The organism is Candidatus Macondimonas diazotrophica (assembly GCF_004684205.1).
Taxonomy (GTDB): Bacteria; Pseudomonadota; Gammaproteobacteria; order UBA5335; family UBA5335; genus Macondimonas; species Macondimonas diazotrophica.
Genome location: NZ_SRIO01000007.1, coordinates 101,364 through 126,567 on the forward strand (window position 1 = coordinate 101,364; position 25,204 = coordinate 126,567).

A 25,204-nucleotide genomic window follows, 5' to 3' on the forward strand; every position below is an offset into this window, starting at 1 on the left:
TCGGCCGCTCGTTAATTTTCTTGAATTCTTCGCGAATTGGCGAGCGCAATTGGAAACCGGTACGATGATTGCTTTTGTTAATCCTAGGCGCTTTTTTCTTAATACTCCTATTTACAGGGTTCGTTCGCCTGAGTTAGTTTATATAACTCGCCAAGCTGACCATGTAAGCGCCAAGCCCGGTTGGTGGTAAGGTGCGGTCAAGTGCGTGAATTGCGAGGAGATTGATAATATAAATAGATGCCCGGGCCTGCCCCGGGCTTTTTTTGCCAGTGTCAAATTTCCTTCGCGTTCGCCCGCTAAGCTGTGCGGCATAGTTCGCCGCGGAACGTTGACGATGGCCGAAATTTCCGTTCTCACCCCTGCCTTCGCCGCCCAGCGGCGCTTGCCGTCCAGCATCGCCCGTATCCTGGATCAGGATTTCGAGGACTGGGAGATGCTGATCGTCAGCGATGATGGCGTCGACTACCAGTCGATCCTGGCGCGTGAGGGAATCGCCGATCCGCGCTTGCGTTTTCTTCAGACCGCCGTCCGGGGCAGCGGCCCGAACGTCGCGCGCAATTTGGCCTTGCATGCGGCGCGCGGGCGCTTCATTGCACCGCTTGATCCGGATGATCTGTGCGATCCCAGGCGCTTGGGCTGCTTGCGTGCGCTTGCGGCTGATCATGGGATGGCGGGGGACAATCTCCACGTAATCGACGAGGCCGGCAGCCGGCCAGGTCACCTCGTGTTTCCGCTCGATCCGCCGCTGCATTTTCTGACCATTGACGATCTGTACGGAATTCCAGTGCCGCTGTCGTTCGTCTTTCACCGCTCGCTCGTTGCCGGCGGATGGGATGAGGATATGGGTCCCGGCAGCGATATTCTGTTCACGCTGCGAGCCATGGAACGGGTGGAGCGTGCGGTCATCTACAGCGAGCCCATGCATGAATACCGGTTTCGTCCCGGATCGATCGGGCACGGGTTCGATACCACGGAGGGCGCCGAAACCGCCTACCGCTGTTGTCTGCAGCGCTTGCGCGAAGGCGATCTGGGCTTCCGGAGTCATCGCTTCCGCGAAGCGGTGGCGCGCTTGCTCTGGCACAAGCGGCGATTGAACCGGGCCTACCGCCGGGCCATCCATCAGGGATTTTCCGGCAGTTTTCTGCATTTTCTGGGGCTCTGGGAAAACCATGCGTGAGGCCGGGTGGCAGGCCCGCTTCCTGGGTGTGGGCGCGGCGGGATTCCCGGCGCCCTCGAGCGCGGCATGGGTGCTGGAGCGGCACGAGGCGGCCCTGTTGCTCGTCGATTGCGGCCCCGAAATCCCCGAGGCCTACCATCGGCAGTATGGCCATTGGCCGTGCGCGCTCTATCTGACCCATACCCATTACGACCACATCGGTGGACTGGAATCGCTCTTTTTTGCCCTGCGGTTCGCTGATCCGCCGCCGCCGCTGTGTCGCTTGTTCGTTCCCGCACCGCTGGTCGGAATGTTGCAGCAGCGCGTTGCCGATTACCCGGGCACCCTGGCCGAGGGCATGGCCAACTTCTGGGATGTGTTTCAGCTCATTCCGGTCAGCGCTGGCTTTTGGCATCGAAATCTGGCGTTCCGAGTCTTTCCAGCTCGGCATCATCTTCCCGGATCGGCGTTCGGGCTGGCCTTGCCGGGCGTGTTCTGGTTTAGCGGCGACAGCCGGCCTATTCCGGAGCAAGCCATTGCGCATGCCGGTCAGGGGGAAGTGTTGCTGCACGACTGTCGTCTGATCGGCAATCCCTCTCACAGCGGCATCGACGATCTGGATCGAGAATACCCGCTGGCCCTGCGCGAACGCATGTGCCTCTACCACTACCAGGACGCCCGCGCGGCGATCCAACTCGAGGCTAGCGGATATCGGGCGGCCCGGCCGGCGCAGCCGATCGCACTGGCCGACCCTCTGCAACCAGCATTCGCTCCCCATTCGCTAGCGATCCTGAACCGTTGAGCCCTGCGATCCCGGTCTATCCGCTCCTACCCCGCACACCGTTTGCTCGGATCGCTTGCGACAGCCTTTGGGCGCAGTTAGTCTCGGGGTAAGGAGACCGGAACAATGGTATGGGACAACCGCTATTTCTGGGGCGACCTCATCGCCGATAGTCTGGTGGGCGGCGCGGCAGCGGTGGCCGGATGGTGGCTCGCCGGCAGTGGCTATCCGATCGTGGTCGTGTTCGGCTTGGCCTTTCTGATGGGTGGAATCGGCGGCATGCTGCTCAACATGCTGGTGTTTTCGCATTGGCTTGGCGCCATGGAGACCATGTTCTCTACGCTGCTCGGCGGCGCACTGGGGGGTGTGGTCGGTGCAGCCATGGCCGAGGCTGGATGGATCGGCGCTGGGGTCGCGGGCGTCGGCGCCGGTGTGCTCGTGTTCGCAGCCCTGGCCGTGCTGCAGGCCCGCATTTCGGCTCGAGCCCGGCGAGGCAACTGGTCATGAGTGACACACAGCAGACCCAGCGCAAATGGGACCGCGCCGCACCCCGTTACGATCTCATGGTGGCCGGCGGTCAAGAACGACGCTGGGCGCGGGCGAAGCAGGCGCTCTACAGCACCATGGGCGATGGACCGATCCTGTTCGTGGCCCTCGGAACGGGACTCGACATTACCCACTTCCCACCGGGGCGGGACATTGTTGCACTGGATATCAGCCCGGCGATGCTGAAACGTGCGGCGCCGCGTATTGCGGCCTATTCCGGCCATCTGCGTGCCGATGTGATGGATGTGCGAGCCTTGAACTTCCCCGATGGTCACTTTGACCAGGTGTTTACGGCCTGTACTTTCTGTTCGGTCCCCGACCCGGTGCGCGGCTTGAAGGAGCTGTACCGGGTCCTGCGACCGGGTGGCACGCTGGGCATGTTCGAGCACACCGGAAGCCGCTATTTTCCCTTCAATGTCCTGCTCGATGCACTCACCCCTCTCAGTCGTCTGGTCGGGCCGGATCTGAACCGCGATACGGTGGGCAACGTACTGCGCGCGGGTTTCACTGTGGAGTTGGTCGAACCACTCTATCTCGACATCGTCAAGACGATACGTGCCCGCAAGCCCCGCTGAATCTGGGTGCTGCATGCGCCCCGACGGGCGGGCGGGCTTCGCCGGTCCTCCGCGGCCGGTCGGCGAGCTACAGGTACTGACCGATGTAACCTGGCACGATGCGACCGGGCGACGCCATGCCGAGCAAGCGATTTTCGATGCCCAATTGGCCATGATCCGCGCTGCCAGACGCCTGATCGTGGCCGATCTGTTCCTGTTCAACCCATGGCGAGGGGCGGCGACAGGGGTGTTCCAGGCGCGCTGCCAGGCCTTGACCGAAGCACTGGTGGCCCAGCGCCGCCGCCATCCCGAGCTGCGCGTGGTGCTGATCACCGACCCGATCAATACGGCCTACGGCGCCGAATGGCCCGATCATTTCCGGCAATTGCAGGCGGCTGGTGTGACACTCGTAATTACGCCGCTGAAATACCTCGCCGACAGCAATCCAGCCTGGTCCGGGCTGTGGCGCGGCGCGCTGCGGCATTTCGGGTTGGATGGTCGGGGACGCTTGCCGCATCCGTTCGGCGAGGGCGAGGTGGGGTTCGGAACCTATTTCAGATTGCTGCACTTCAAGGCCAATCATCGCAAGACACTGATCAGTGATGAGGGCGACCGGTGGCTTGGGCTGATTTCATCGGCCAACCCGCATGACGCCAGCTGCTGGCATCACAATCTGGCGCTGCGTTTCGACGGCCCGGCTGTGGCGGATTTGATGGCGACCGAAAATCAGGTCTTGGCGCTGGCCGGAGAAGCGCCGATCGATGTGCCGGCGCTGCCCGCGGAACCCGTCTCCATCGGGATCTTGGCGCCGGCGCTCCAGGTGGCGGTGCTGACCGAAGCCGGGATCCGGGATCGGGTCCTGGCCGAATTACAGAAACTCAGGTCAGGCGACCGTGTCATGCTGGCAATGTTCTACCTTGCCCATCGTCCGATCGTCCGCGCTTTGATTGCAGCGCATCGGCGCGGCGCTGAGGTGCGAATTCTGCTGGATGCAAATCACGATGCCTTCGGGCATCGCAAGGACGGCTTGCCCAATCGGCAGGTGGCCTGGGAGCTGGATCGGGCGGGCATTGCCGTGCGCTGGTTCAAGACCCAGGGCGAGCAGGCTCATGGCAAATGGCTGTTGATTCGGCGTGCCGACGGCGGCGGCTGCCTGGTGAGCGGTTCGGCCAACTTCACACGCCGCAATCTGGATGGCTTCAATCTCGAAACCGATCTCGTGGTGACCGGACCGGCGGCGCACTCGGTTTTCCAGTCGGTCGGAACCTTATTCGAACGGCAGTGGCGCAATGAAGACGGTATCGAGTTTAGCCTGGCCTATGGCGTGTTCGCCGAACGGCGGCTGCTGAAATACTTGCGCTACCGGTTCATGGAATTCTCGGGCTGGAGTACATTCTGAGACGGCTCGTCCAGTACGGGACGCTGGACGCGCAACCTCTCCACCCGCGCGGCGACACGGGAGTGGCTAAGGCAATGGACAAGACCCTGCGATTTCATCTGATCTACTTTTTCTTTGCCTTGATTGCGTTGCTGCTGATGCGGGATGTCTGGCAGCAGGTCGAGCAGGTCGAGACCATCGACTACAGCGTGTTCCAGTCCTACCTCGAGTCGGGCGAGATCGAGGAGGTGACGGTGAAGGGGCAATATCTGACCGGCATCCTGCGCCAGCCAACCGAGTCGGGACGCACGCAGTTCGTAACCACGCGGGTCGAACCGGCGCTGGCCGATGAGCTTTTGAAATCTGGGGTGCGCTTTCGCGGTACCGCAGACAATCCCTGGGTCCGTGAGGTGCTGTCCTGGATCGTACCCATCAGCCTTCTGGTGCTGTTCTGGTCGTTTTTGCTGCGACGGATGGGGCAGGGCCAGAGCGGCTTGATGGCCATCGGTCGCAGCAAGGCCAAAGTCTATGTGGAAAGCAATACGCGGGTGAGCTTCGAAGATGTGGCCGGCGTGGACGAGGCCAAGGAAGAGTTGCGCGAGATTGTGACGTTCCTGAAGCAACCCGCCGGCTACGGCAAGCTCGGCGCGCGCATTCCCAAGGGAATCCTGCTGGTGGGGCCGCCGGGGACTGGCAAGACGCTGTTGGCCCGGGCCTTGGCCGGGGAAGCGCAGGTGCCGTTCTTTTCCATCAGCGGGTCGGAGTTTGTGGAGCTGTTTGTCGGTGTCGGCGCAGCGCGGGTGCGGGATCTGTTCGAACAGGCCCGTAAGTCTGCGCCCGCCATCATCTTCATTGACGAGCTCGATGCGCTGGGTCGCGCGCGCGGCGCCTTTCCCGGTGCCGGCGGACATGATGAACGCGAGCAGACACTCAACCAGTTGCTGGCGGAAATGGATGGATTCGATCCGTCGGGCGGACTGGTTCTGGTGGCGGCGACCAATCGCCCGGAGATTCTTGATCCCGCGCTACTGCGGGCGGGGCGTTTCGATCGGCAGATTCTGGTGGACCGCCCAGACAAACGGGGGCGGGTGCAGATCCTCCAGGTGCATCTGAAGAAAATCCGCCTGGCGTCGGGCCTCGATCCCGAACAGATCGCCAGCCTGACCACCGGATTTTCCGGTGCCGATCTGGCCAATCTGGTTAACGAAGCCGCCCTGTTCGCGACCCGCCGGGGTGCGGAGGCAGTGACCATGGATGATTTCACCGCAGCGGTGGAACGAATCGTGGCGGGCCTGGAAAAGCGCAATCGGCTACTCAATCCGCGCGAACGCGAGATCGTCGCACACCATGAGATGGGTCATGCATTCATCGCCCTGGGATTGGGTGGGAGCGAGCGGGTGCACAAGGTTTCGATCATTCCCCGCGGGGTCGGCGCGCTGGGCTACACCATCCAGCGGCCCACTGAGGATCGCTTTTTGATGAGTCGTGGTGAACTGGAAAACAAGATTGCCGTCCTGCTGGGTGGGCGCGCGGCCGAAGTGTTGATATTCAATGAATTGTCGACAGGCGCTGCGGATGATCTGGTCAAGGCCACCGATATCGCGCGCAACATGGTGATTCGTTACGGCATGGACACGGCGCTTGGCCATGTGGCCTATGCCGCTGAACAGCCCCGTTTTCTGGAAGGGACTGGCGAAATGCCGACCCGATTGCCGGTGAGCGAGCAAACGGCAGAGCGGATCGACGAAGCGGTCCAGCGCATCATGGCCCAGTCTTTCGAGCGCGCCAGCGCGTTTCTGCAGCGCAACCGCTCACTCCTGGAAGCCGCGGCGCAGGAATTGCTGCGCCGTGAAACGCTGGATGAAGCGCACCTCAGCGAATGGGCGCGACAACTGGTACGGGCTGAGCCTGGTGTGGCAACGGCGTCTTCGCCGCTTGCCGGCTCGATGCAGGCCGGCGGGGAGCGATCCTGATTGCCTATAATGTCCCGTTTTCAGCTGCGGAGCTCATCGGATGGCTTTGGACCCTCAAGCTGCCATGAATGTCGCCCGGGTCCTGACCGAGGCGCTGCCCTATATTCGCCGTTTCGCCGGCAAGACCGTTGTGATCAAGTACGGCGGCAATGCCATGGTGGACGAGACCCTCAAGAACGGCTTCGCGCGCGATATCGCGCTGATGAAACTGGTCGGCATCAACCCGGTGGTGGTGCACGGGGGAGGGCCGCAGATCGGTCAACTTCTGGCCCGAATCGGCAAGGAGTCCCGGTTTGTCGACGGCATGCGAGTGACCGATGCTGAGACCATGGATGTCGTCGAGATGGTGCTCGGCGGCCTGGTCAACAAGCAGATCGTCGATCTGATCAACCGCCACGGTGGCCGCGCGGTTGGTTTGTCAGGCAAGGACGCGGGACTGATCCGCGCGCGGCGCATGACGCTGCGCGATGCAGCGGACGATGTAGTGGACATCGGTCAGGTGGGCGAGGTTGCGCACATCGATCCGGGCATCGTGACCCTGCTCGACCAGGCGGATTTTATCCCGGTGATTGCGCCGATCGGGGTGGGTGAGGACGGCTGCGCGTATAACATCAACGCTGATCTCGTCGCAGGCAAGGTGGCGGAGGTAATCGGAGCCGAGAAGCTCATGCTCCTGACCAATACTGCCGGCGTTCTGGATCGGGACGGCCGCTTGCTCACCGGGCTTTCGCCGGAGCAGGTAGCCAGGCTCATTGACGACGGCACCATCCATGGCGGGATGCTGCCCAAGATCGCCTGCGCGCTGTCAGCGGTCCGCAATGGCGTGCGTGCCTCGCACATCGTGGATGGGCGCGTGGAACATGCCGTACTGCTCGAGCTGTTTACGGATGCGGGCGTGGGGACCCTGATTCGGGGTTGACCGACTCCGGGGATCCGGCCGTCTCGCTGGAGACGAGCGCCCGATAGGCTTTCAGATCGGCCGCATAGACGGCCCGGGTGTGAGTCATGTCCGTCTGGCGCTCTGCGATGGCTCGGTCATGGGCATCCAGATCTGCCTTGACCCGCCGGATCTGTGCTTGCAGCAAGGGTGGCGCTGCTTTGCCCGATTCCGCAAAGGTGCGCTGTCGGGTTTTCAGCGCCGCCAGTTGAGCGGTCAGGCTGGCACGCTGGTCTTGGAGAAAGGCCAGACTGGCCTTGAGGTCTTCGATCCGTTGGTCCCTCAGGGCGCTGATTTCCGCTTCCGACGCATACAGCCGGCGCAGTCGATCGGCTTCCCGCGCCTGCGCCTGACGCGCAGCCAGATCATTCGGATCCGGAATCTCTGGTGGCGCGACCTCGCGGATCGGTAGCCCCCTGGCGTTCAGGGCGCGGTAGCTAGTCTGATCAGGCGGAAGCCGGTCACTGACATGGACCCGGCCTTGGTCGTCGACCCAGCGATACAGTTCTGTAGCACCAACCGAGACGCTGCTCACCAGGCACATCAAGACCCAGTGCCAGCTGCCATTTGCCATATCGGCCTCCGCGTCCCCTCATGGACACGGTAGCGACCGCTTCGGCAGAGACTTGAGTTGATTTCCGGACGCGCTTCAGGCGGCGGCTGGATCGCCATAGCGTTCGCGGTAGGCGGTCACGGCGCGACGGATGGTGTCATCCCCCTGCCCGAACAAGTAACTTTCGATGTCGCTCAAGGTGGCGATGCTGATGACTGCGAGGTCCAGGGTTTCGGTCACTTCCCGCACCGCTGAGCGCTCTCCCGTGCCTTTTTCCTGACGGTCCAGGCAGATCAAGACTCCGACTGGAGTGGCGCCGGCATTGCGGATCAACTCGACGGATTCACGCACGGCGGTTCCAGCGGTCATCACATCGTCGACGATCAGGATCCGCCCCTTCAGGGGTGCGCCGACCACGACACCGCCCTCGCCGTGATCCTTGGCTTCCTTGCGGTTGAAGGCCCAGGGCACGTCCCGCTCAAAATCGCGCGCCAACGCGATCGCTGTGGCTGCAGCCAGCGGAATCCCCTTGTAGGCGGGGCCGAACAGCATATCGAAGCCGATTCCCGCCTCCGTCACGGCAGTGGCGTAGAAATGCCCCAATGCCGAAAGCGCCGCGCCGGTCTGGAATTGGCCGGCATTGAAGAAATACGGGCTGATTCTGCCCGACTTGAGCGTGAACTCGCCAAAGCGAAGCGCGCCATGGCCGATGGCAAAACGCACGAAATCCTGGCGGCATTGGGACATGGAATCCTCATGGGGTGGATTCGACACAGGGAGGGCATGATAGCAGTGATCGCGGATCAGGGCCGTGGCGCAGTGTGGCTCGCACGGCCTGATCTCTGTTTCAGGGCTGGGCGGCTGTTTCGGCTGCAAGGAAAAGAGCGGGGTCGACCAAGTTGCCATTGAGGGCTACACCCCAATGCAGATGGGCACCGGTAGCTCTGCCGGTTCGTCCAACCTGACCCAGCAGCTGGCCGGGCTGAAGGGACTCGCCTTTTTGCACCGCGAAGCTGCTGAGGTGACAGTACATCGACACCAGCCCTCCACCATGATCCACGAAGACGGTCTTGCCGTTGAAGTAGAAGTCGCCGATGTCGATCACGATGCCGGCGGCAGGTGTCTGAATCGGCGTGCCTTCCGCTGCGGCGATATCGAGGCCGCTGTGTGGCTTGCGAGGCTTGCCATTGAACAGGCGACGCAATCCGAAGGGGCTCGAAGTTGGTCCGGCCGCCGGTTGCGCCAGCGGCCAGGGAAAATCACCAGAGGTCGGGCGGTAATAGGTCAGCGCCGCGCGGATACGAGACTGTTCCTGGCGAACCCGCTCCAGTGTCGCCACATCCAGATCGACCATCTTGGGCGGGACGGTCAGTTTCTGGGTCGGATAGTGTTTGTCCTCGACCGTAAACGCTAGATGTCGAACGTGACCTTCGGCATCTTGCCAGTTGAGCTGATGTGGGCCTGGCTTGGCGTCGAGCCCAAGACCTACGAGCGCCACGGCACGATCGTCTTCATGGATCAGCCAGATCGGGTAATCCTCATAGGACGCCGATTGCGCATCGGGCGGGAGCGTCAAGACCGCGATCCCACCGGGTGTCGGCGTCGAAGGCATCAATGCCCAGGCAGTGGGGGCTAACATCAGCAGCACTCCGGCGAACAAGGCGATGCGCGACCGAATGGATGCAAAAGCGGACTGAGCGGGGATTCGGCAATACATTGATGACGGCTCACAGGTCGGTGGAAGTTTCGACGAGGCAGGTCAGCAGACCCTGGTGCAGATGGACTTGAACCTGGCTGCCGGGGCAGGCCTGCGCTGCGGCATGAACCACAGCGCCATCGGGCAGCCGTTTGACGATGGCATAGCCACGTTCCAGGGTTCCCAATGGGCTGACCGAGCCGAGTGCCCGGCTCAAGTTGGCCAACTGGCTTGCCTGATGGGCCAATCTCCCGGCCATGCTGCGGTCGAGCGCTTGGCGCAGGTGCTGCAGCTGTTCCCGCCCGCGGCGCAGGCGCAGGAGCGGCCGTTCCGCCCACAAGCGGGCTTGCTGCACGGTGAGGCGCTGCGTTGTGCGATCGAGTCGATAGCGCATAGCCCGATGCAGCCGGCTCTCCAGTTCATCCAGCGCCTGCCGTTGGTGCTCCAGACGACGTTCCGGGTGGCATTGGCCCAGCCGATGGCTCAGCTGTTGGATGCGGAGCCGGTCCCGATCCAGCCGCTGGTGAGTCAGATGCGCCAGCCGCGCTTCCGATTGACGAAAGCGGCGCATCAGATCCGTCCCATCGGGCACCACGCTTTCCGCCGCCGCCGACGGCGTGGGTGCACGCAGATCAGAGACGAAATCGGCAATGGTGAAGTCGATTTCATGACCCACGCCGGTCACGATCGGCAGCGGAAAGGCATTGATGGCGCGAGCGACCTCCTCGAGATTGAACGCCCAGAGATCTTCGAGGGAGCCGCCGCCCCGAGCAAGGATGAGGACATCGATTTCGCGGCGCACACCGGCGAGTTCCAGCGCCCGAATGATCTGTGGCGCAGCATCGACGCCCTGGACTGCGACCGGATACAGCACCACTCGCGCTGCCGGATAACGACGGTTCAAGACATGCAGAATATCGCGCAGTGCGGCACCGGTGGGTGAGGTGATCACACCAATGGTGTGCGGATGGGTCGGCAGCGGGCGCTTGCGGCTCGCCTCGAAAAGTCCTTCTGCTGCGAGCCTGGCCTTGAGCGCTTCGAACGCCATGCGCAGCGCGCCTTCCCCAGCCGGCTGCATCTGGTCGGCGATGAGCTGAAACTCGCCGCGGTTCTCGTACAGGCTGACTTGAGCCCGGAGCTGTACCTGGAGTCCATTGTCCGGACGCAGTGACAGTCCCTGATTTCGATTGCGAAACATCGCGCAGCGGACCTGCGCATGGGCATCTTTGAGTGTGAAATACCAGTGACCCGAGGCTGCCCGGGTAAAATTGGAAAGCTCGCCCATGACCCATAAAGGGGGAAAACCGCTTTCCAGAATTTGCCGGGCTTCCCGATTGAGCTGGGAAACACTGTAGACCGCTTGTGAGACATCGGTGCGAGCAGGCATCCGGCTATCATAGCCACCGGGGGTCGGGTCGCGCCAGCGTTGATCTGCGAATCAGCGCTTCCAATCCGCGCACATGGACTGGCATTCCCCGCGCCATGGACAGTTCTCCGCTCGGCACGAGTAGCGGGCTTCCGTTCCGAAACACGGGCCAAACCCAATCTTTCGCTGAATACCCCATACCTCCCATCGCCGGTCGGAAAAATCCCGCCCGCCATGCAATTCGATAACACGTTCCTGATAGAGCCGGCCGAATTGGGAGTCCTGTCTCATTGCATGTCTCCTGACTGCGGGGTTGGGGCTATAGCGGCAAGGCTTTGAAAATCTTTAAAAGGAAAACGGCCAATGGTCATGCAAGAAATGTTGACGAATGGCACGTGTGTCCTTGAGATCGATACAGCGCTTTAAAGTTCACTTGCGCGGATCAGCAAATGTCATCGGCTCATCAACTCTATGGGAATGCCCAAGCGGCTGAAAGCGTCTTCTTTTGTTGTCACAAAACTGCATAATTCAGGCCAATAAGCGCGTCACTCAACTTCGTCCGTCTCGGTGTCAATTCGATGAGCCACGCCGCAGTAATTGCTGATAGATGGTGTGGTAGAGGCGGGCACTGTTGGTCCAGCTAAAATCCTGTGCCATGGCGGCGTGCACCAGTTTGTGCCATTGGTCCTTTTGCTTGTAATAATTCAGGGCGCGCCGCACGGTATCGAGCAGCGAAGACGCCGTGGCCGGAGCGAACTGGAATCCGGTGGCGGTTCCTGCGGCGAGCGTCGCAGGTGTGGTGTCTATGACGCTGTCCGCCAGTCCCCCGCAACGGTGGACGATGGGCGGCGTGCCGTATCGCAGACTGTAGAGCTGATTCAGGCCGCATGGTTCGAAGCGCGATGGCATGAGGAACAGGTCGCAGCCGGCCTCGATGCGATGGGCCAGCCTTTCATCGAAACCGATTCGGCAGGCGACATATCCCGGCAGTTGCGCGCACGCCTGTTGAAGGCGTGCTTCCAGTTCAGGCATCCCGGATCCCAGAAATGCCAGCTGGACGGGCAAGCGAACGAGTTCGGGCAGGATGTCCAGAATCAGATCGATTCCCTTTTGCGGAACCAGCCTGGCGATGAATCCCAACAGAGGGATATCAGCCTGAACCGTCAGGCCCATTTCGGCTTGAAGGGCGCGTTTGATCGCGGCTTTTCCGGTCAGATCGTCGGCATCGTAGTGCGCGGGGAGGTGTGGATCGCCGACAGGATCCCAGAGCGCGGTATCGATGCCATTGAGCACCCCATGCAGGACGGCCCGGCGGTGCCGGAGCAGTCCATCAAGCCCTTCGCCCAAGGCTGGGGTCTGGATTTCCTCGGCGTAGGTGGGGCTGACGGTGCTCAGCGCATCGGCAAAGACCAGCCCTCCCTTGATCAGGCTCGTCTGGCCGTAGAATTCGAGTGCATCGGCATGATGGAGCCAGAACGGCAAACCCAGTTCATTCAGGATCCCGGGCGGGAAATCGCCGCGATATTGCAGATTGTGAATGGTGAACAGCACCGGCTGCGCCACACGTTCGAGCAACATCCATACGGGGATCAAGCCCGTCTGCCAGTCATTGGCGTGGACGAGGTCAGGTTTCCAGGACAGACCAGCTCGGCCGGCGGCGAGGCGCGCTGCGACGCGGCAAAGCCGGTTGAAGCGTTGCGCGTTGTCGGGCCAGTCGCGTCCCCCCTCATCCAGATAGGGGTTGCCGGGCCGGTCGCTGAAGCCGGGGCTGTCCAGTAACCAAACCGGCACACCGAGGACCTTGGCGGGCAAGATGTGCAGCTGGCAGTCGGCCATGCCTGGCGGCGGTGAGAAACGGGATTCCGGTTTCCAGGACTTTCGAGGGCTGGCAAGGTCGTGATAGGCAGGGATCAAGACCCGGACATCCACACCCAGCGCCGCCAAGGCAGCCGGTAGCCCACCGGCCACATCCGCAAGTCCCCCGGTCTTGATGAGCGGAGCCATCTCGCTGGCGACGAACAGAACCTTCAGTGCCCGCACAGCCCGGACCGGTCGCTTGGCGCCGCTCATGACGCCGATCCAGTGTGGCGCAGGATGATGCCACCCAGCGGCGGAAGGGTCACTGACAGTGAATGGGGATGATCCATCCAGGGCAGGGCATCGCTGGCGACGCCGCCCGCATTGCCTCGGTTGCTGCCCCCATAGATTTCGGCGTCCGAGTTCAAGACCTCCCGATACCATCCGGCACGCGGGACGCCGACACGGTAGCCGGCCCGCGGAATCGGCGTGAAGTTGAGCACGACGACGACTTCGTCGGGGCCACACATGCGCCGATAAGCGATCACTGATTGTGCCGCGTCGTGACAATCAATCCAGGAAAATCCGTCCGCGGCAAAGTCCTGTCCATGCAAGGCGGGCCACTCACGGTAGAGCCGGTTCAGATCACCGAGCAGGCGCATGAGGCCCTGGCGGCGCGGATCGGCCTGCTGATCCCATGGCAGGGATTCGTCATGGCGCCATTCCCAAGGCTGAGCCATCTCGCTGCCCATGAACAGCAGCTTCTTTCCCGGGTAGGTCAGCATGTAAGTGTAGAGCAGGCGCAGATTGGCCATCTTTTGCCATTCATCTCCGGGCATCTTCTGCCACATCGAGCCTTTGCCATGCACGACTTCATCATGGGAAAAGGGCAGGACAAAATTTTCGCTGAAGGCGTAGAGCAGGCCGAAGGTCAGATCCTGGTGTTCGTAATGGCGATAGATCGGGTCCTTGCTCATGTAGCGCAAGGTGTCATGCATCCAGCCCATGTTCCATTTCATGGAGAACCCCAGTCCGCCCACATAGGTGGGGCGCGTGACCTGCGGCCAGGCAGTGGATTCCTCCGCAATCGTGACCGAGCCCGGTGCCTCGCGGTGGGTAACGGTATTCAGCTCGCGAAGAAAGTCGACTGCTTCCAGATGTTCGTTGCCCCCATGGCGATTGGGCAGCCATTCCCCGGGTCCACGTGAATAATCCAGATAAAGCATGGAGGCCACGGCATCGACGCGCAGGCCGTCGATATGGAACTCTTCGAGCCAGTACAGTGCACTGGAAATCAGGAAGCCGCGCACTTCGTTGCGCGCATAGTTGAACACGAGTGTTCCCCATTCCCGATGTTCGCCGCGGCGCCAGTCTTCGTGTTCGTAGAGCGCGCTGCCATCGAAGCGGGCCAAGCCGAAACCATCCCGGGGAAAGTGGCCCGGAACCCAATCCAGATACACGCCGATTCCCGCCTGGTGGCACCGGTCCACAAATTCCCGTAATCCATCCGGATCGCCATGCCGGCTGGTGGGTGCGAAAAAGCCGGTCGTCTGGTAGCCCCAGGAGGCATCCAGTGGATGCTCGGTGATGGGCAGCAGTTCGATGTGGGTAAAACCCAGCTGCTGCACGTAGGGGATCAATTCGTCGGCCAGCTCGCGGTAATCCAGAAAGCGCCCGTCCGCGTGCCGACGCCACGATCCAAGATGCACTTCATAGATAGAAATAGGCTTGTGCTGCCAGCCGTCGCGCTGGCTCATCCAGTCGCTGTCACGCCATCGATACATACTGGACCCGCAAACCCGGGCCGCAGTTCCGGGCCGCATTTCGAAAGCTCGGCCGTAGGGATCCGTCTTGACCAACAGCGTGCTGTGCGGACGGCTGCGGATCTCGAACTTGTACAGACAGCCTTCGGACACTTCCGGAATGAACAGCTCCCAAACCCCGGTGTAACCGCGATTATGCATGGGATGGATGCGGCCGTCCCAGTCATTGAAGTCGCCGACCACGCTGACGCGCTCGGCATTGGGCGCCCACACGGCGAACAGCGTACCCCGGATGCCATCGATCGTCTGGATATGGGCGCCCAGCATCTGCCAGACATGCAGGTGTTTGCCATGATGGAACTGCCCGAGGGCTTCATCCGACAGCAGGAGCGGAAACGTATAGGCATCCGTGCGTTCCTGCACGGCACCGCTTTCGTCTTCCCACTGGTAGGTGTAGTGGACAGGCAGATGCTCGGTCGGACCCTTCCAGAAAAACAGATCAGTGTCGTCCCAGCGTGTCATCGGGTCCTTGCTTGGCAACAGCCAGGCGGCCCGGGCTCCCGGGATACGGATGCGGACCGTGCACTGAGCGCCGTCCAGATGTCGACCCAGGATCGCCCCTGGGTTGTGGTGGCGCTGTTCCAGCAGCAGGCGCAGGTCTTCGGCAAGAATGGAATTCAACGGGTTCAATGCGCGCGTGGGCATACCGACTCCAATGAGTGCCAACGGAGATAGGCGACAAGAATGCCATCAAAGGCCGGATGGCGGTTGCCGGATCGGCCAGCAGAAATTTCTGGCATGGTATCTGCTGAACACACAATCGTGTGATACAGATGCCGGCAGGATAGCGGATAACTACCCCCGCGCCGAAACCTTTGTGCTCACACGATTCGTGGAAGTCGAACTCCAGTCAGGAAACTTTGTCATGATGTAAAGCAAAACCGCTGATGTCAGCCGATGTAAAACTTGGGGTGCATCGGCAACCGCATCCTCTACCTGTGGAGAACTCATGCAGATCGAACCCTCCCAGCGCTTTATCAGTATCGTGACCAAGGACACTTTGGCATTGATTCTGGCTGGCGGTCGAGGCAGTCGCCTTGGCGAACTCACCAGTCATCGGGCCAAGCCCGCAGTTCCCTTTGGCGGCAAGTTTCGAATCATTGATTTTCCGCTGTCCAATTGCATCAATTCGGGGATTCGCCGTGTCGGGGTGGTCACGCAATACATGGCGCATTCCCTCATCCGGCACCTGCAGCAGGGGTGGGGCTTTTTGCGCGGGGAGTTCGGTGAATTCATCGAGATCCTGCCCGCCCAGCAGCGTCACGGCGAAGCCTGGTACAAGGGCACTGCCGACGCGGTGTATCAGAACATCGAAATCATTCGCACCCATCGACCGCGCTATGTTCTCGTGCTCGGTGGAGACCATGTCTACAAAATGGACTACGGCACCATGCTGGGGTTTCACGTCAGTTGTGAAGCCGACGTCACGGTTGCCTGTCTGGAAGTACCGCGGATGGAGGCACAAGCGTTCGGGGTGATGGATGTCACGGCTGAGGGTCAGGTGAAGAGCTTTGTGGAGAAGCCGCTTGATCCACCTGCGATTCCAGGCGATCCGGATCACGCGCTGGCCTCCATGGGCATCTATGTCTTCAATACCGACTACCTGCTGCGCATGCTCGCCGAGGACGGCGCGAATCCGGATTCGGCGCATGACTTCGGCAAGGATATCCTGCCGCATGGCGTACGTGAGGGCCATCGGGTTTTCGCCTTTCCGTTCCGCGACAACGCCCAGAGCAAGCAGGCGTACTGGCGCGATGTCGGCACGATCGACAGCTACTGGGCCGCGAACATGGAGCTGATCGGCGTCACGCCGGAGCTCGATCTGTACGACGACACCTGGCCGATTTGGACCTATCAAGAGCAGGCGCCGCCCGCCAAATTCGTCTTCGATGATGAGGATCGTCGCGGCATCGCCATCGATTCCATGCTCTCGGGCGGCTGCATCGTCTCGGGCGCCGTGGTGCGTCACTCACTGCTCTTTTCCAATGTGCTGGTCGCGGAGCGCACGTTGATCAAGGATACCGTGGTGCTGCCGCGCGCCGTGATCGGCCCCGATTGTCTGGTGCAGCGCGCGGTGATCGAGACCGGCTGCCATCTCCCTCCGGGAACCGTCATCGGTGAAGATCCGGCCGAGGATGCGCGGCGTTTTCATGTCACCGACGGCGGCGTGGTCCTGGTGACGCCGGAAATGCTGCATCAGGAGCTGCCTTATGTCCGATAGGGCACCACTGCCGGTCGTACTCTATTGGCACATGCATCAACCCAGCTACCAGGATCCAATTCAGCGTCACTATGAAGCACCGTGGACCTATCTTCACGGGATCAAGGATTACGTCGACATGGTGGCGCATCTGGAAGCCGAGCCGCACGCGCAGGCCGTGGTCAATTTCACGCCGACGCTCCTTGAACAGATCGCCGACTACACCGAACAGTTGCAGCTTGCGGCAGTCGGCCGTGATGGCTTGCGCGACCCCTTGCTTGCCGCGCTGGCGGGGCCGGTGCTTCCGGTGGAGCCACGTCAGCGGTTGGTGCTGATTCAAGCGGCTCTGCGCATTGATCGGACGCAGGTGATCGAACGATTCACGCCGTATCGACGCTTGGCTCGGTTGGCCGATTGGGTGCTCGATCAGCACCCTGCCGCCCTCGGCTATCTGTCGGATCAGTTCCTGACGGATCTTCTGGTCTGGTACCACTTGGCATGGCTGGGCGAAACGGTTCGCCGCACGGATCCCCGGGCACAGCGGCTGATCGAGCAGGGCGGCCACTACAGCATGGCCGATCGACTGTTGCTGATCGGACTCATGGCAGAGCTCATGGCATCGATCATTCCTCGCTACCGCCGACTGGCCGAGTCAGGACGGATCGAATTGTCGGTGACCCCGTACAGTCATCCCATCTTGCCGCTCTTGCTCGACTTCAAAGCCGCCCAGCAGACCCGTCCGCAGGCACCGCTTCCGCTGTCGCCGGCTTATCCCGGCGGTGAGGCGCGTGCGCAGTGGCAAATTCGTGAAGCCAAAGCCGTGTTCCATCGCCATTTCGGTATTGACCCCGTCGGCGCCTGGCCTGCCGAAGGCGGCGTCTGTCCGCGGACGGCGGCATTGCTGCATGAAAACGGCTTTCGCTGGATCGCGACCGGCCAGGGTGTTCTGCGCCATTCCTTGCACACCGATCATCCATCGTCCCGTCAGCTGCATCAGCCATATCAATTGACTGATGGCCCGGTGTGCTTTTTTCGGGACGATGATCTTTCCGACCGCATTGGGTTTCGGTATCGCAACTGGCATGGCGACGATGCCGTTGCCAATCTGATCCACGAGTTGGAACGCCTGGCGGACGAGGACTCGCCGTCGGGGCGCGTGGTCTCCATCATTCTCGATGGCGAGAATGCCTGGGAGTATTATCCGGCCAATGCGTACTATTTCCTCTCGGCACTGTATCGGCGCCTGGCCGCGCATCCGCGCTTGCGGCTCACGACCTTCAGCCGTTTGCTGGACAGTATGCACGCGGAGACGATTGCACCACTGGACCGCCTCGTTCCCGGGAGCTGGGTATATGGTGATTTTTCCATTTGGATCGGGGATCGAGACAAAAACCGCGCCTGGGACATGTTGGTCGAGGCAAAAGGAGCTTTTGATCGCGTCATGAGCGAGGGCCGGTTGACGCCGACCGAGGCAGAGGCGGCAAGGCGCCAGTTGGGGCACTGTGAGGCGTCGGACTGGTTCTGGTGGCTTGGCGGGGACAATTCGGCCAGCAATGTCGCCCAGTTCGAGCGGCTGTTCCGCCTCCACCTTGCGGCGCTCTATCAGATTCTGGGCGAGGCGGTTCCCGACGATTTGACCCGACCCTTCGCGCAAGGGTTGGCAGACGGTAGCGGATCAACCATGCGGGGAGGCACATGATTGACCAATCCAGCTCAACTCATCCGTTCTTCAGCGAGCGGCGGGCGGGCATCCTGCTGCATCCTTCCTCATTCCCCGGCCCCGGTCCCATCGGCAGGCTCGGATCCATCGCCCACCAGTGGGTCGATGTTCTGGCGGCATCCGGTTTTCGCTTGTGGCAAACCTTGCCTTTATGCCCGCCCGACAGTCTGGGTAGTCCCTACCAATCCTGTTCGGTCTTTGCCGGCCACGAGCGCCTGATCGATCCGACCGGCCTGCCGGACTGGCAGGGCGAAGCGGCGGCGGACTTGACCGCCGATCAGTGGGACGCTGTCGTCGGCTCGGTCATGGCAGACGGTGACCTGCGATGGCAGTTCGAGACGTTTTGCGCCACGCAGGCCTATTGGCTCGATGACTTCGCCTTGTATCAGGCGATCAAAGCCGAGCAGGGGACGCCATGGCACGCCTGGCCGGTCCCGCTGCGTGATCGTCATCCCGAGCAACTCGATGAGGCCCGTCTGGCGCACAGTCGGCCGATCGAACGGACCCGTGTGGCCCAGTTCTACTTCGACCGGCAGTGGAAGTCGATCCATGAGCGGGCTGGAGAAAAAGGGATCTTGCTGTTCGGCGATCTGCCCATTTTCGTCGCGCATGACAGTGCCGACGTTTGGGCGCATCGCGAGTTGTTCCATCTGGACGAAGCGGGGCAGATGACCCGTGTGGCGGGTGTGCCACCGGATTACTTCTCGGCCGAGGGACAGTTGTGGAACATGCCGCACTATCGCTGGGATGTGCTGGCAGCGCGTGGTTATCGCTGGTGGATCGACCGGATTCGCCGTCAGCGGGAGTGGTTCGACCTGATCCGCATCGATCATTTCCGAGGCTTCGAAGCAGCCTGGGCGGTCCCGGCGGGCGCGCCCAATGCGGTGGAAGGGGCGTGGGAACCGGGACCCGGTCTGGCGCTGTTTCATGCCATAGAGACCACGTTGGGGCCACAGGCCCTGGTGGCGGAAGACCTAGGTCTGATCACACCGGAAGTGGACGCCTTGCGCCTGGCAGCGCATATGCCCGGAATGCGTGTGCTGCAATTCGCCTTCGACAGCGATGCCGAAAATCCCTACCTGCCCCACAACTTCGAGCCCATGACGGTCGCCTATCCGGGCACTCACGACAATCCCACGCTGACCGGCTGGTGGCGGGCATTGCCAGAGTCCCGCCAGGCCGACATCCGGGGCTATCTCGGTTGCGAAAGCGCCTCGATGCCCGAAGGCCTGATTCGCATGGCGCTGGCCAGCGTTGCGTGCCTGACCATCCTCGCATTACAGGATTTGCTGGGCCTGGACGACGAGGCGCGCATGAACACGCCAGGGACCGTGACGGCGAATTGGAGCTGGCGGGTGGACGAGGATGCCCTGTTCGGCGATTGGCAGCGCCGCTGGCGCCCGGATTTGATTCGCTATGGGCGTCTGGCTGCGGACTGAATAAAAAAGCCTGTCCGCGACGGTGTCGCGAACAGGCTTGGAATGCCTGAGGCCCGATGGGGCTTCAGGCAGCCTTGGCCAGCGAGCGCAGCACGTACTGGAGAATGCCGCCGTGCTCGTAGTAGTCCCACTCCTTGGGCGTATCGATGCGCAGCCGCGCGGTGAAGCGGCGCGTTGCGCCGTCGGCGGCTTTGGCCTCGACGGTGACTTCGCGCGCACCCTTGCTGACGCCCAGGATTTCGAAGGTTTCCTCACCGCTCAGCCCCAGGCTCTCGGCATTCTCGCCTTCGACGAACTGCAGTGGCAGCACGCCCATGCCCACGAGATTGGAGCGATGAATGCGCTCGAAGCTCTCGGCGATCACGGCCTTGACGCCCAGCAGCATGGTGCCCTTGGCCGCCCAGTCACGCGACGAACCGGTGCCATACTCCTTGCCGGCCAGGATGACCAGCGGCGTCCCGTCGGCCTGGTATTTCATGGCGGCATCGTAGATCGACATCGGCTCGTCGGTGGGCAGATAGCGGGTCATGCCGCCTTCGACGCCAGGCACCAGCTTGTTGCGCAGGCGGATGTTGGCGAACGTTCCGCGCATCATCACTTCGTGATTACCGCGGCGTGAACCATAGGAGTTGAAGTCCTTGGGCTCAACGCCATGGTTGACCAGATAGTGGCCCGCTGGGCTGTTTGCCTTGATCGAACCGGCCGGGGAGATGTGGTCGGTCGTAATGGAGTCGCCCAGGACCGCCAGGGCGCGAGCCGCCTTCACGTCCTCGATGGTTCGTGTGGACATGGTCATGCCCTGGAAGTAGGGCGGATTCTGCACATAGGTCGAATCGGCGCTCCAGCCGTAGAGATCGCCCTGCGGCACCTCGAGGCTGTTCCAGCGGCTGTCGCCCTTGAATACACTGGCGTAGGACGACTGGAACATCGCCGAGTCCACATGAGCAGCGATTGCGGCAGCGACATCGCCATTGCTGGGCCAGATGTCCTTCAGGAAAACGTCTTGACCGTCCTTGCCCTTGCCGAGCGGTTCCTTGTAGAGGTCCACGTTCACGCTGCCGGCGATGGCGTAGGCCACCACCAGGGGCGGGGACGCCAGGAAGTTCATGCGTACATCGGGATGCACGCGACCTTCGAAGTTGCGGTTCCCCGACAGGACTGAACAGGCCACCAGATCATGCTCCTGGATTGCCTTGCCGATGGGTTCGGGCAGGGGGCCGGAATTGCCGATGCAGGTGGTGCAGCCGTAACCGACGACGTTGAAACCGAGTGCTTCGAGGTCGCCCAGAAGGCCGGCTTTCTGCAGGTATGAGGTGACCACCAGCGACCCGGGCGCCAGCGAGGTCTTTACCCAGGGCTGCACGTTGAGTCCCTTGGCGACGGCGTTGCGGGCCAGGAGGCCGGCGGCCATCAACACCGCGGGGTTGGAGGTGTTGGTGCAGGAGGTGATGGCGGCAATCACCACGGCGCCATCTTTGAGCATGAATTCGTTCGATTTATAGGAAACCGCGGCTTCACCTGGGACCTGTTGGGTGGCTGGTGCGCCAATAGCCGTGCTGCCGCCTTCGCCCTCGAAATTGGCGGTGGCGCCATTCTTGGCGTTACGCGTTTCGACGAGCGGCTCGAGTGCGTTCTGGTAAGCGGACTTCATGTCGGCCAGGGTGACCCGATCCTGGGGACGCTTGGGGCCAGCCAGACTGGGGACGACTGTGGACATGTCCAGTTCCAGGACGTCGCTGTACGCGGCTTCAACGGTCGGGTCCCGCCACAGACCCTGCGCCTTGGCATAGGCTTCCACCAGCGCGACCTGCTCGGCGCTGCGGCCAGACAGGTTGAGGTAGTTCAGCGTTTCCTGGTCGATCGGGAAGATGCCGCAGGTGGCGCCGTATTCAGGGGCCATATTGGCGATGGTGGCCCGATCGGCCAATGGCAGGTGTTCCAGCCCGGGGCCGAAGAATTCGACAAACTTGCCGACCACACCCTTTTTGCGCAGCATCTGGGTAATGGTGAGGACCAGATCGGTCGCGGTGGCGCCTTCGGCCAGCTTGCCGGTCAGTCGGAAGCCGACGACCTGCGGAATCAACATGGAAATCGGCTGGCCGAGCATGGCCGCTTCGGCCTCGATGCCCCCCACGCCCCAGCCCAGTACGCCGACGCCATTGATCATGGTGGTGTGCGAGTCGGTGCCGACCACGGTGTCCGGGTAGGCGACGGCCTGGCCGTTTTCCTCTCGGGTAAAGACCACGCGGGCGAGATACTCGAGGTTGACCTGGTGCACGATGCCGGTGTCCGGCGGCACCACGCGAAAATTGGACAGCGCAGTCTGGCCCCAGCGCAGAAAGCGATAGCGTTCCTGGTTACGCTCGAACTCGATCTTGGCATTGAGCTCGGCAGCATCAGGGCGGCCGAATTCGTCGACCATCACCGAGTGGTCGATGACCAGTTCAGCTGGGGAGAGCGGATTGATCTTGTTGGGGTCGCCGCCCAGGGCTTTCATGGCATCGCGCATGGCGGCCAGATCGACCACGCAGGGCACGCCGGTGAAATCCTGCAACACCACACGCGCCGGCGTGAAGGCGATTTCGGTGTCTGGCTCGGCCTTGGGATTCCAGTTCAGGAGCGCATCGATATCGGCGCGGGTGATATTGACACCGTCCTCGGTGCGAAGCAGGTTTTCAAGGAGGATTTTCAGGGAATAGGGCAGCTTGGCCAGTTTGTCGCCGGGTACGGCGTCAAGGCGGTAGATGTCGTAGCGACGATCTCCCACCTGCAAGCTGGAGCGTGCATTATAGCTGTCGGTCATCACTGATTCTCCCAAAAGGTTGGCGGCATACTGCCGGACAAGAGTCCAATGCGCCTGAATGCCGTGCGGGGCGTCCTTCGGGCGCGCGGATGCGGCGGCATGGGCAGGGATTCGGCGCGGCTTGGGGATCGGAAGGCTGGAAACCACCGTCAACCCGAGGTCAGCACCTTGAGTGGGGCGGATTATAGCGAAATGCTTCAGAGCGCTCCATGGATCAGGAATGATCGCGATTCAGGCGGACGAGCAGTTCTCCAGCCTCTTGGCGCAAGCGGCGGCTTTGTAACAACAACGTCAGCCGCCGCCCCCCACATTGACGCCATAACCAGGCCGAGCGGATGGCAGCCAGCAACAGGGTGCGAATCAGATCGGCAGCGCCCGCGATCTTGATTTGCTCAGGTGCGCCGCGCACCACGATGCGCGGTCCCGCCTCCCCGGCGGTTTGCTGATAAACCTCGGCCAGGTGGGCAAGCGTGCGTTCGCCGTCGGTGCCGAACATCGGGGCTTTGGCAATCGCAGTGGAAATCCCGTCGGTCAGGCGCTGCACCAGTGTATTGCTGCGGTGGATCCGTCCTTCCAGAAACATGCTGCAGGCGACGTAGTAGGCAATTGGGTGTTGGGGGTCCATACCGCGTCGTCCCAGATGCTCGATCAGCGATTTGAGCCCCAGTCGAACGCCGTCCATGCCGCCGTACACGGCGGCGACATTCGCGGGATCGGTTTCATAAAGGCTGCCGATGCTGGCTTTCAATGCAGTCTCATCGACGCCGCTGCGACCGCGATGTGCGAGCTGGTCGACGAGGGCCACGGCCTGGAAAACGCCGGCCAAGGCCAGCAAACGATCGGTTGAAGTTGCGTTCATGCATCAGATTCCATCAGGGGAACTGCGTGATCCAGGGAGCGCCGGTCACGGATCACCGCACCGCCCAGGCACTGTTCCTGGGCATAGAAGACCACGGATTGGCCGGGTGTGACGGCCCATTGAGGGTGATCGAAGTCGACACGCAGGCCACCGTTCTCGGGCCGGATTCGGCAGCCTTGCGCCTTCTGGCGGTAGCGCACCTTGGCTTGCAGGTTCAACCGTTCCGGCGTTGGATCGGGCACAAGCCAGTGTGGGCGTTCGGTCCACAGTGTCGTGGAGAGCAGGCGTGGGTGATCCCGATTCTGGCCCACGATGAGCCGGTTGCAGGCAAGGTCCTTGTCCAGCACATACCACGGTGAATCGGTGCCGGTCCGGCTGCCCCCCAGGCCGAGCCCCTTGCGTTGACCCAGGGTATAGAACATCAACCCCTGATGCGTGCCGAGCTCACGGCCATCGGGATCGACCATGATGCCGGGTTGGGTGGGGAGGTAGCGGGTCAGAAACGCATTGAAGTCACGCTCACCGATGAAGCAGATGCCGGTGCTGTCCTTTTTGCGGGCGGTTCGAAAGCCGGCATCCTCAGCGATGCGACGCACTTCGGGCTTGGTCAGCTCTCCCAGCGGAAACAGGGTACACGCCAATGCTTCGGGGTCGATCGCATGGAGGAAATAGGTCTGATCCTTGTCCCGATCCGCAGCAGTCAGCAGCCGTGCACCCGTCGCGGTGTGCATTACCCGGGCGTAGTGTCCGGTGGCGATCCAGTCGGCGCCGAGTCTGCGGGCATGATGCAGAAAATGTCGAAACTTGATTTCGCGATTGCACAGGATGTCGGGGTTGGGGGTGCGCCCGGCTGCATATTCATCAAGAAAATACTGAAACACTTGCGCGCGGTACTCGGCTGCGAAGCTGACCCGGTGGAGGGGAATATCCAGTTCTTCACAGACGCTGCGGGCGTCCTGGTAGTCCCGGGCGGCGTCGCAATCACTTTGCGGATCCTCCCAGTTGAACATGAAGAGTCCCTCGACGTGATAACCCGCCTCCAGCAGCCGCAGGGCGGCAACCGAGCTGTCGACCCCACCCGACAGGCCGACAATGACCAGGGGACGCTCAGGCACCAGGCACGGCCTCTTCGACGGGCGGATCGCCGATCAGATCGAACACTGCATCGAGTGGCAGGTGGAGTCCTTGCTCGAAATCGGTGACAGCGCGAAGTACCAACGGGCTACGCAGGCGCGCGTGCCGGGCGCGCAGTTCATCCTTGCTGAGCCAGTGGGTCGCGATGATATCGGCATCCAGCGGCGCTTCGTGTACCTGGTCCAAGGCCTCGCCCCAGAAATTCACGCGCAGGATCGTTCGGTCGCTGGCCGCATCGGGACGCCACAGGTAAAGTGCGACGATGCCATGAGGCTGGAATCGGTAGCCGGTTTCTTCCAGGGTTTCCCGGACGACGGCATCGATCAGACTCTCGCCCGGTTCGAGATGCCCGGCTGGCTGATTGAATACGGCGTCTTCGCGTCCTGTTTCCTCGACGATCAGAAACCGCCCCTCGTGCGGCACGATGGCGGCGACGGTGACATGGGGTTTCCAAACTTCGGGCGAGTCGCGTTCCGGTTGGCTCATGCC

The 25,204-nt window shown here is 62.0% G+C and carries 20 protein-coding genes; 10 read left to right on the forward strand and 10 right to left on the reverse strand.

Going from position 1 to position 25,204, the window contains the following annotated elements; genetic code table 11:
• Positions 1 to 334: 334 nt before the first annotated feature.
• The 7 genes from E4680_RS07170 to argB all read left to right on the forward strand — a co-directional run bounded on the left by E4680_RS07170 (position 335) and on the right by argB (position 7,307).
• Positions 335 to 1,177, forward strand: a complete 843-nt coding sequence (locus tag E4680_RS07170; protein WP_135281720.1) for a glycosyltransferase family 2 protein — start codon at positions 335 to 337, stop codon at positions 1,175 to 1,177.
• Positions 1,170 to 1,958: an MBL fold metallo-hydrolase gene (locus tag E4680_RS07175; RefSeq protein ID WP_135281721.1), complete on the forward strand. Its 789-nt coding sequence runs from the start codon at positions 1,170 to 1,172 to the stop codon at positions 1,956 to 1,958. Before E4680_RS07170 ends, E4680_RS07175 begins: the two co-directional genes overlap by 8 nt.
• Positions 1,959 to 2,063: 105 nt before the next feature.
• Positions 2,064 to 2,444, forward strand: coding sequence for a hypothetical protein (locus tag E4680_RS07180; RefSeq protein ID WP_135281722.1), 381 nt, complete (start codon positions 2,064 to 2,066; stop codon positions 2,442 to 2,444).
• Positions 2,441 to 3,058: a methyltransferase domain-containing protein gene (locus tag E4680_RS07185; protein WP_135281723.1), complete on the forward strand. Its 618-nt coding sequence runs from the start codon at positions 2,441 to 2,443 to the stop codon at positions 3,056 to 3,058. The genes E4680_RS07180 and E4680_RS07185 overlap by 4 nt, the downstream gene beginning before the upstream one ends.
• 13 nt (positions 3,059 to 3,071) lie before the next feature.
• Positions 3,072 to 4,436, forward strand: coding sequence for a phospholipase D-like domain-containing protein (locus E4680_RS07190; RefSeq protein WP_135281724.1), 1,365 nt, complete (start codon positions 3,072 to 3,074; stop codon positions 4,434 to 4,436).
• 74 nt (positions 4,437 to 4,510) lie between these two features.
• Entirely contained in the window at positions 4,511 to 6,388 is a 1,878-nt protein-coding gene (gene ftsH, locus E4680_RS07195) for an ATP-dependent zinc metalloprotease FtsH (RefSeq protein WP_135281725.1), read from the forward strand.
• Positions 6,389 to 6,428: 40 nt separating this feature from the next.
• The gene (argB, locus tag E4680_RS07200; RefSeq protein WP_205688799.1) at positions 6,429 to 7,307 is read left to right on the forward strand and encodes an acetylglutamate kinase; all 879 of its coding nucleotides are present in this window, start codon (positions 6,429 to 6,431) and stop codon (positions 7,305 to 7,307) included.
• Here the strand turns inward: argB and E4680_RS07205 are convergent.
• From E4680_RS07205 to glgB, 6 genes are all read right to left on the reverse strand, one after another.
• Positions 7,270 to 7,899: a DUF4124 domain-containing protein gene (locus tag E4680_RS07205; RefSeq protein WP_135281726.1), complete on the reverse strand. Its 630-nt coding sequence runs from the start codon at positions 7,897 to 7,899 to the stop codon at positions 7,270 to 7,272. The two genes, argB and E4680_RS07205, sit on opposite strands and share 38 nt — an antisense overlap.
• Before the next feature lie 75 nt (positions 7,900 to 7,974).
• On the reverse strand, positions 7,975 to 8,625 hold the full coding sequence (pyrE, locus tag E4680_RS07210) for an orotate phosphoribosyltransferase (RefSeq protein ID WP_135281727.1): 651 nt from the start codon (positions 8,623 to 8,625) through the stop codon (positions 7,975 to 7,977).
• 100 nt (positions 8,626 to 8,725) lie between these two features.
• Positions 8,726 to 9,517, reverse strand: coding sequence for a M23 family metallopeptidase (locus E4680_RS07215; protein WP_135281728.1), 792 nt, complete (start codon positions 9,515 to 9,517; stop codon positions 8,726 to 8,728).
• 88 nt (positions 9,518 to 9,605) lie between these two features.
• A complete protein-coding gene (xseA, locus tag E4680_RS07220) occupies positions 9,606 to 10,961 on the reverse strand; it encodes an exodeoxyribonuclease VII large subunit (protein WP_135281729.1) in 1,356 nt (451 codons plus the stop codon).
• A gap of 549 nt (positions 10,962 to 11,510) precedes the next feature.
• Positions 11,511 to 12,971, reverse strand: coding sequence for a glycogen synthase GlgA (glgA, locus tag E4680_RS07225; protein WP_135281758.1), 1,461 nt, complete (start codon positions 12,969 to 12,971; stop codon positions 11,511 to 11,513).
• A gap of 35 nt (positions 12,972 to 13,006) precedes the next feature.
• Positions 13,007 to 15,205: a 1,4-alpha-glucan branching protein GlgB gene (glgB, locus tag E4680_RS07230; protein ID WP_135281730.1), complete on the reverse strand. Its 2,199-nt coding sequence runs from the start codon at positions 15,203 to 15,205 to the stop codon at positions 13,007 to 13,009.
• A 304-nt stretch (positions 15,206 to 15,509) separates the two neighbouring features.
• Between glgB and glgC the strand changes: the two genes are divergently transcribed.
• From glgC to malQ, 3 genes are read left to right on the forward strand one after another with little or no spacing between them, the layout of a single operon-like run.
• Positions 15,510 to 16,781, forward strand: coding sequence for a glucose-1-phosphate adenylyltransferase (gene glgC / locus E4680_RS07235; protein WP_135281731.1), 1,272 nt, complete (start codon positions 15,510 to 15,512; stop codon positions 16,779 to 16,781).
• The gene (locus E4680_RS07240) at positions 16,771 to 18,459 is read left to right on the forward strand and encodes a glycoside hydrolase family 57 protein (RefSeq protein WP_135281732.1); all 1,689 of its coding nucleotides are present in this window, start codon (positions 16,771 to 16,773) and stop codon (positions 18,457 to 18,459) included. The genes glgC and E4680_RS07240 overlap by 11 nt, the downstream gene beginning before the upstream one ends.
• Positions 18,456 to 19,919 carry a 4-alpha-glucanotransferase gene (gene malQ, locus E4680_RS07245; protein WP_240696147.1) on the forward strand — a complete coding sequence of 488 codons (1,464 nt, stop codon included), beginning with the start codon at positions 18,456 to 18,458 and terminating at the stop codon, positions 19,917 to 19,919. Before E4680_RS07240 ends, malQ begins: the two co-directional genes overlap by 4 nt.
• A gap of 64 nt (positions 19,920 to 19,983) precedes the next feature.
• Here malQ and acnA read toward each other — a convergent pair whose 3' ends face one another.
• The 4 genes from acnA to E4680_RS07265 form a co-directional block, all read right to left on the reverse strand.
• A complete protein-coding gene (gene acnA / locus E4680_RS07250) occupies positions 19,984 to 22,722 on the reverse strand; it encodes an aconitate hydratase AcnA (RefSeq protein WP_135281733.1) in 2,739 nt (912 codons plus the stop codon).
• A 214-nt stretch (positions 22,723 to 22,936) separates the two neighbouring features.
• Positions 22,937 to 23,581: a lysogenization protein HflD gene (locus tag E4680_RS07255; protein WP_135281734.1), complete on the reverse strand. Its 645-nt coding sequence runs from the start codon at positions 23,579 to 23,581 to the stop codon at positions 22,937 to 22,939.
• Positions 23,578 to 24,699 (reverse strand): tRNA 2-thiouridine(34) synthase MnmA, encoded by a 1,122-nt coding sequence (gene mnmA, locus E4680_RS07260; protein WP_135281735.1) that lies wholly within the window; start codon positions 24,697 to 24,699, stop codon positions 23,578 to 23,580. The genes E4680_RS07255 and mnmA overlap by 4 nt, the downstream gene beginning before the upstream one ends.
• On the reverse strand, positions 24,689 to 25,201 hold the full coding sequence (locus E4680_RS07265; protein WP_135281736.1) for an NUDIX hydrolase: 513 nt from the start codon (positions 25,199 to 25,201) through the stop codon (positions 24,689 to 24,691). Before E4680_RS07265 ends, mnmA begins: the two co-directional genes overlap by 11 nt.
• Positions 25,202 to 25,204: the final 3 nt, after the last annotated feature.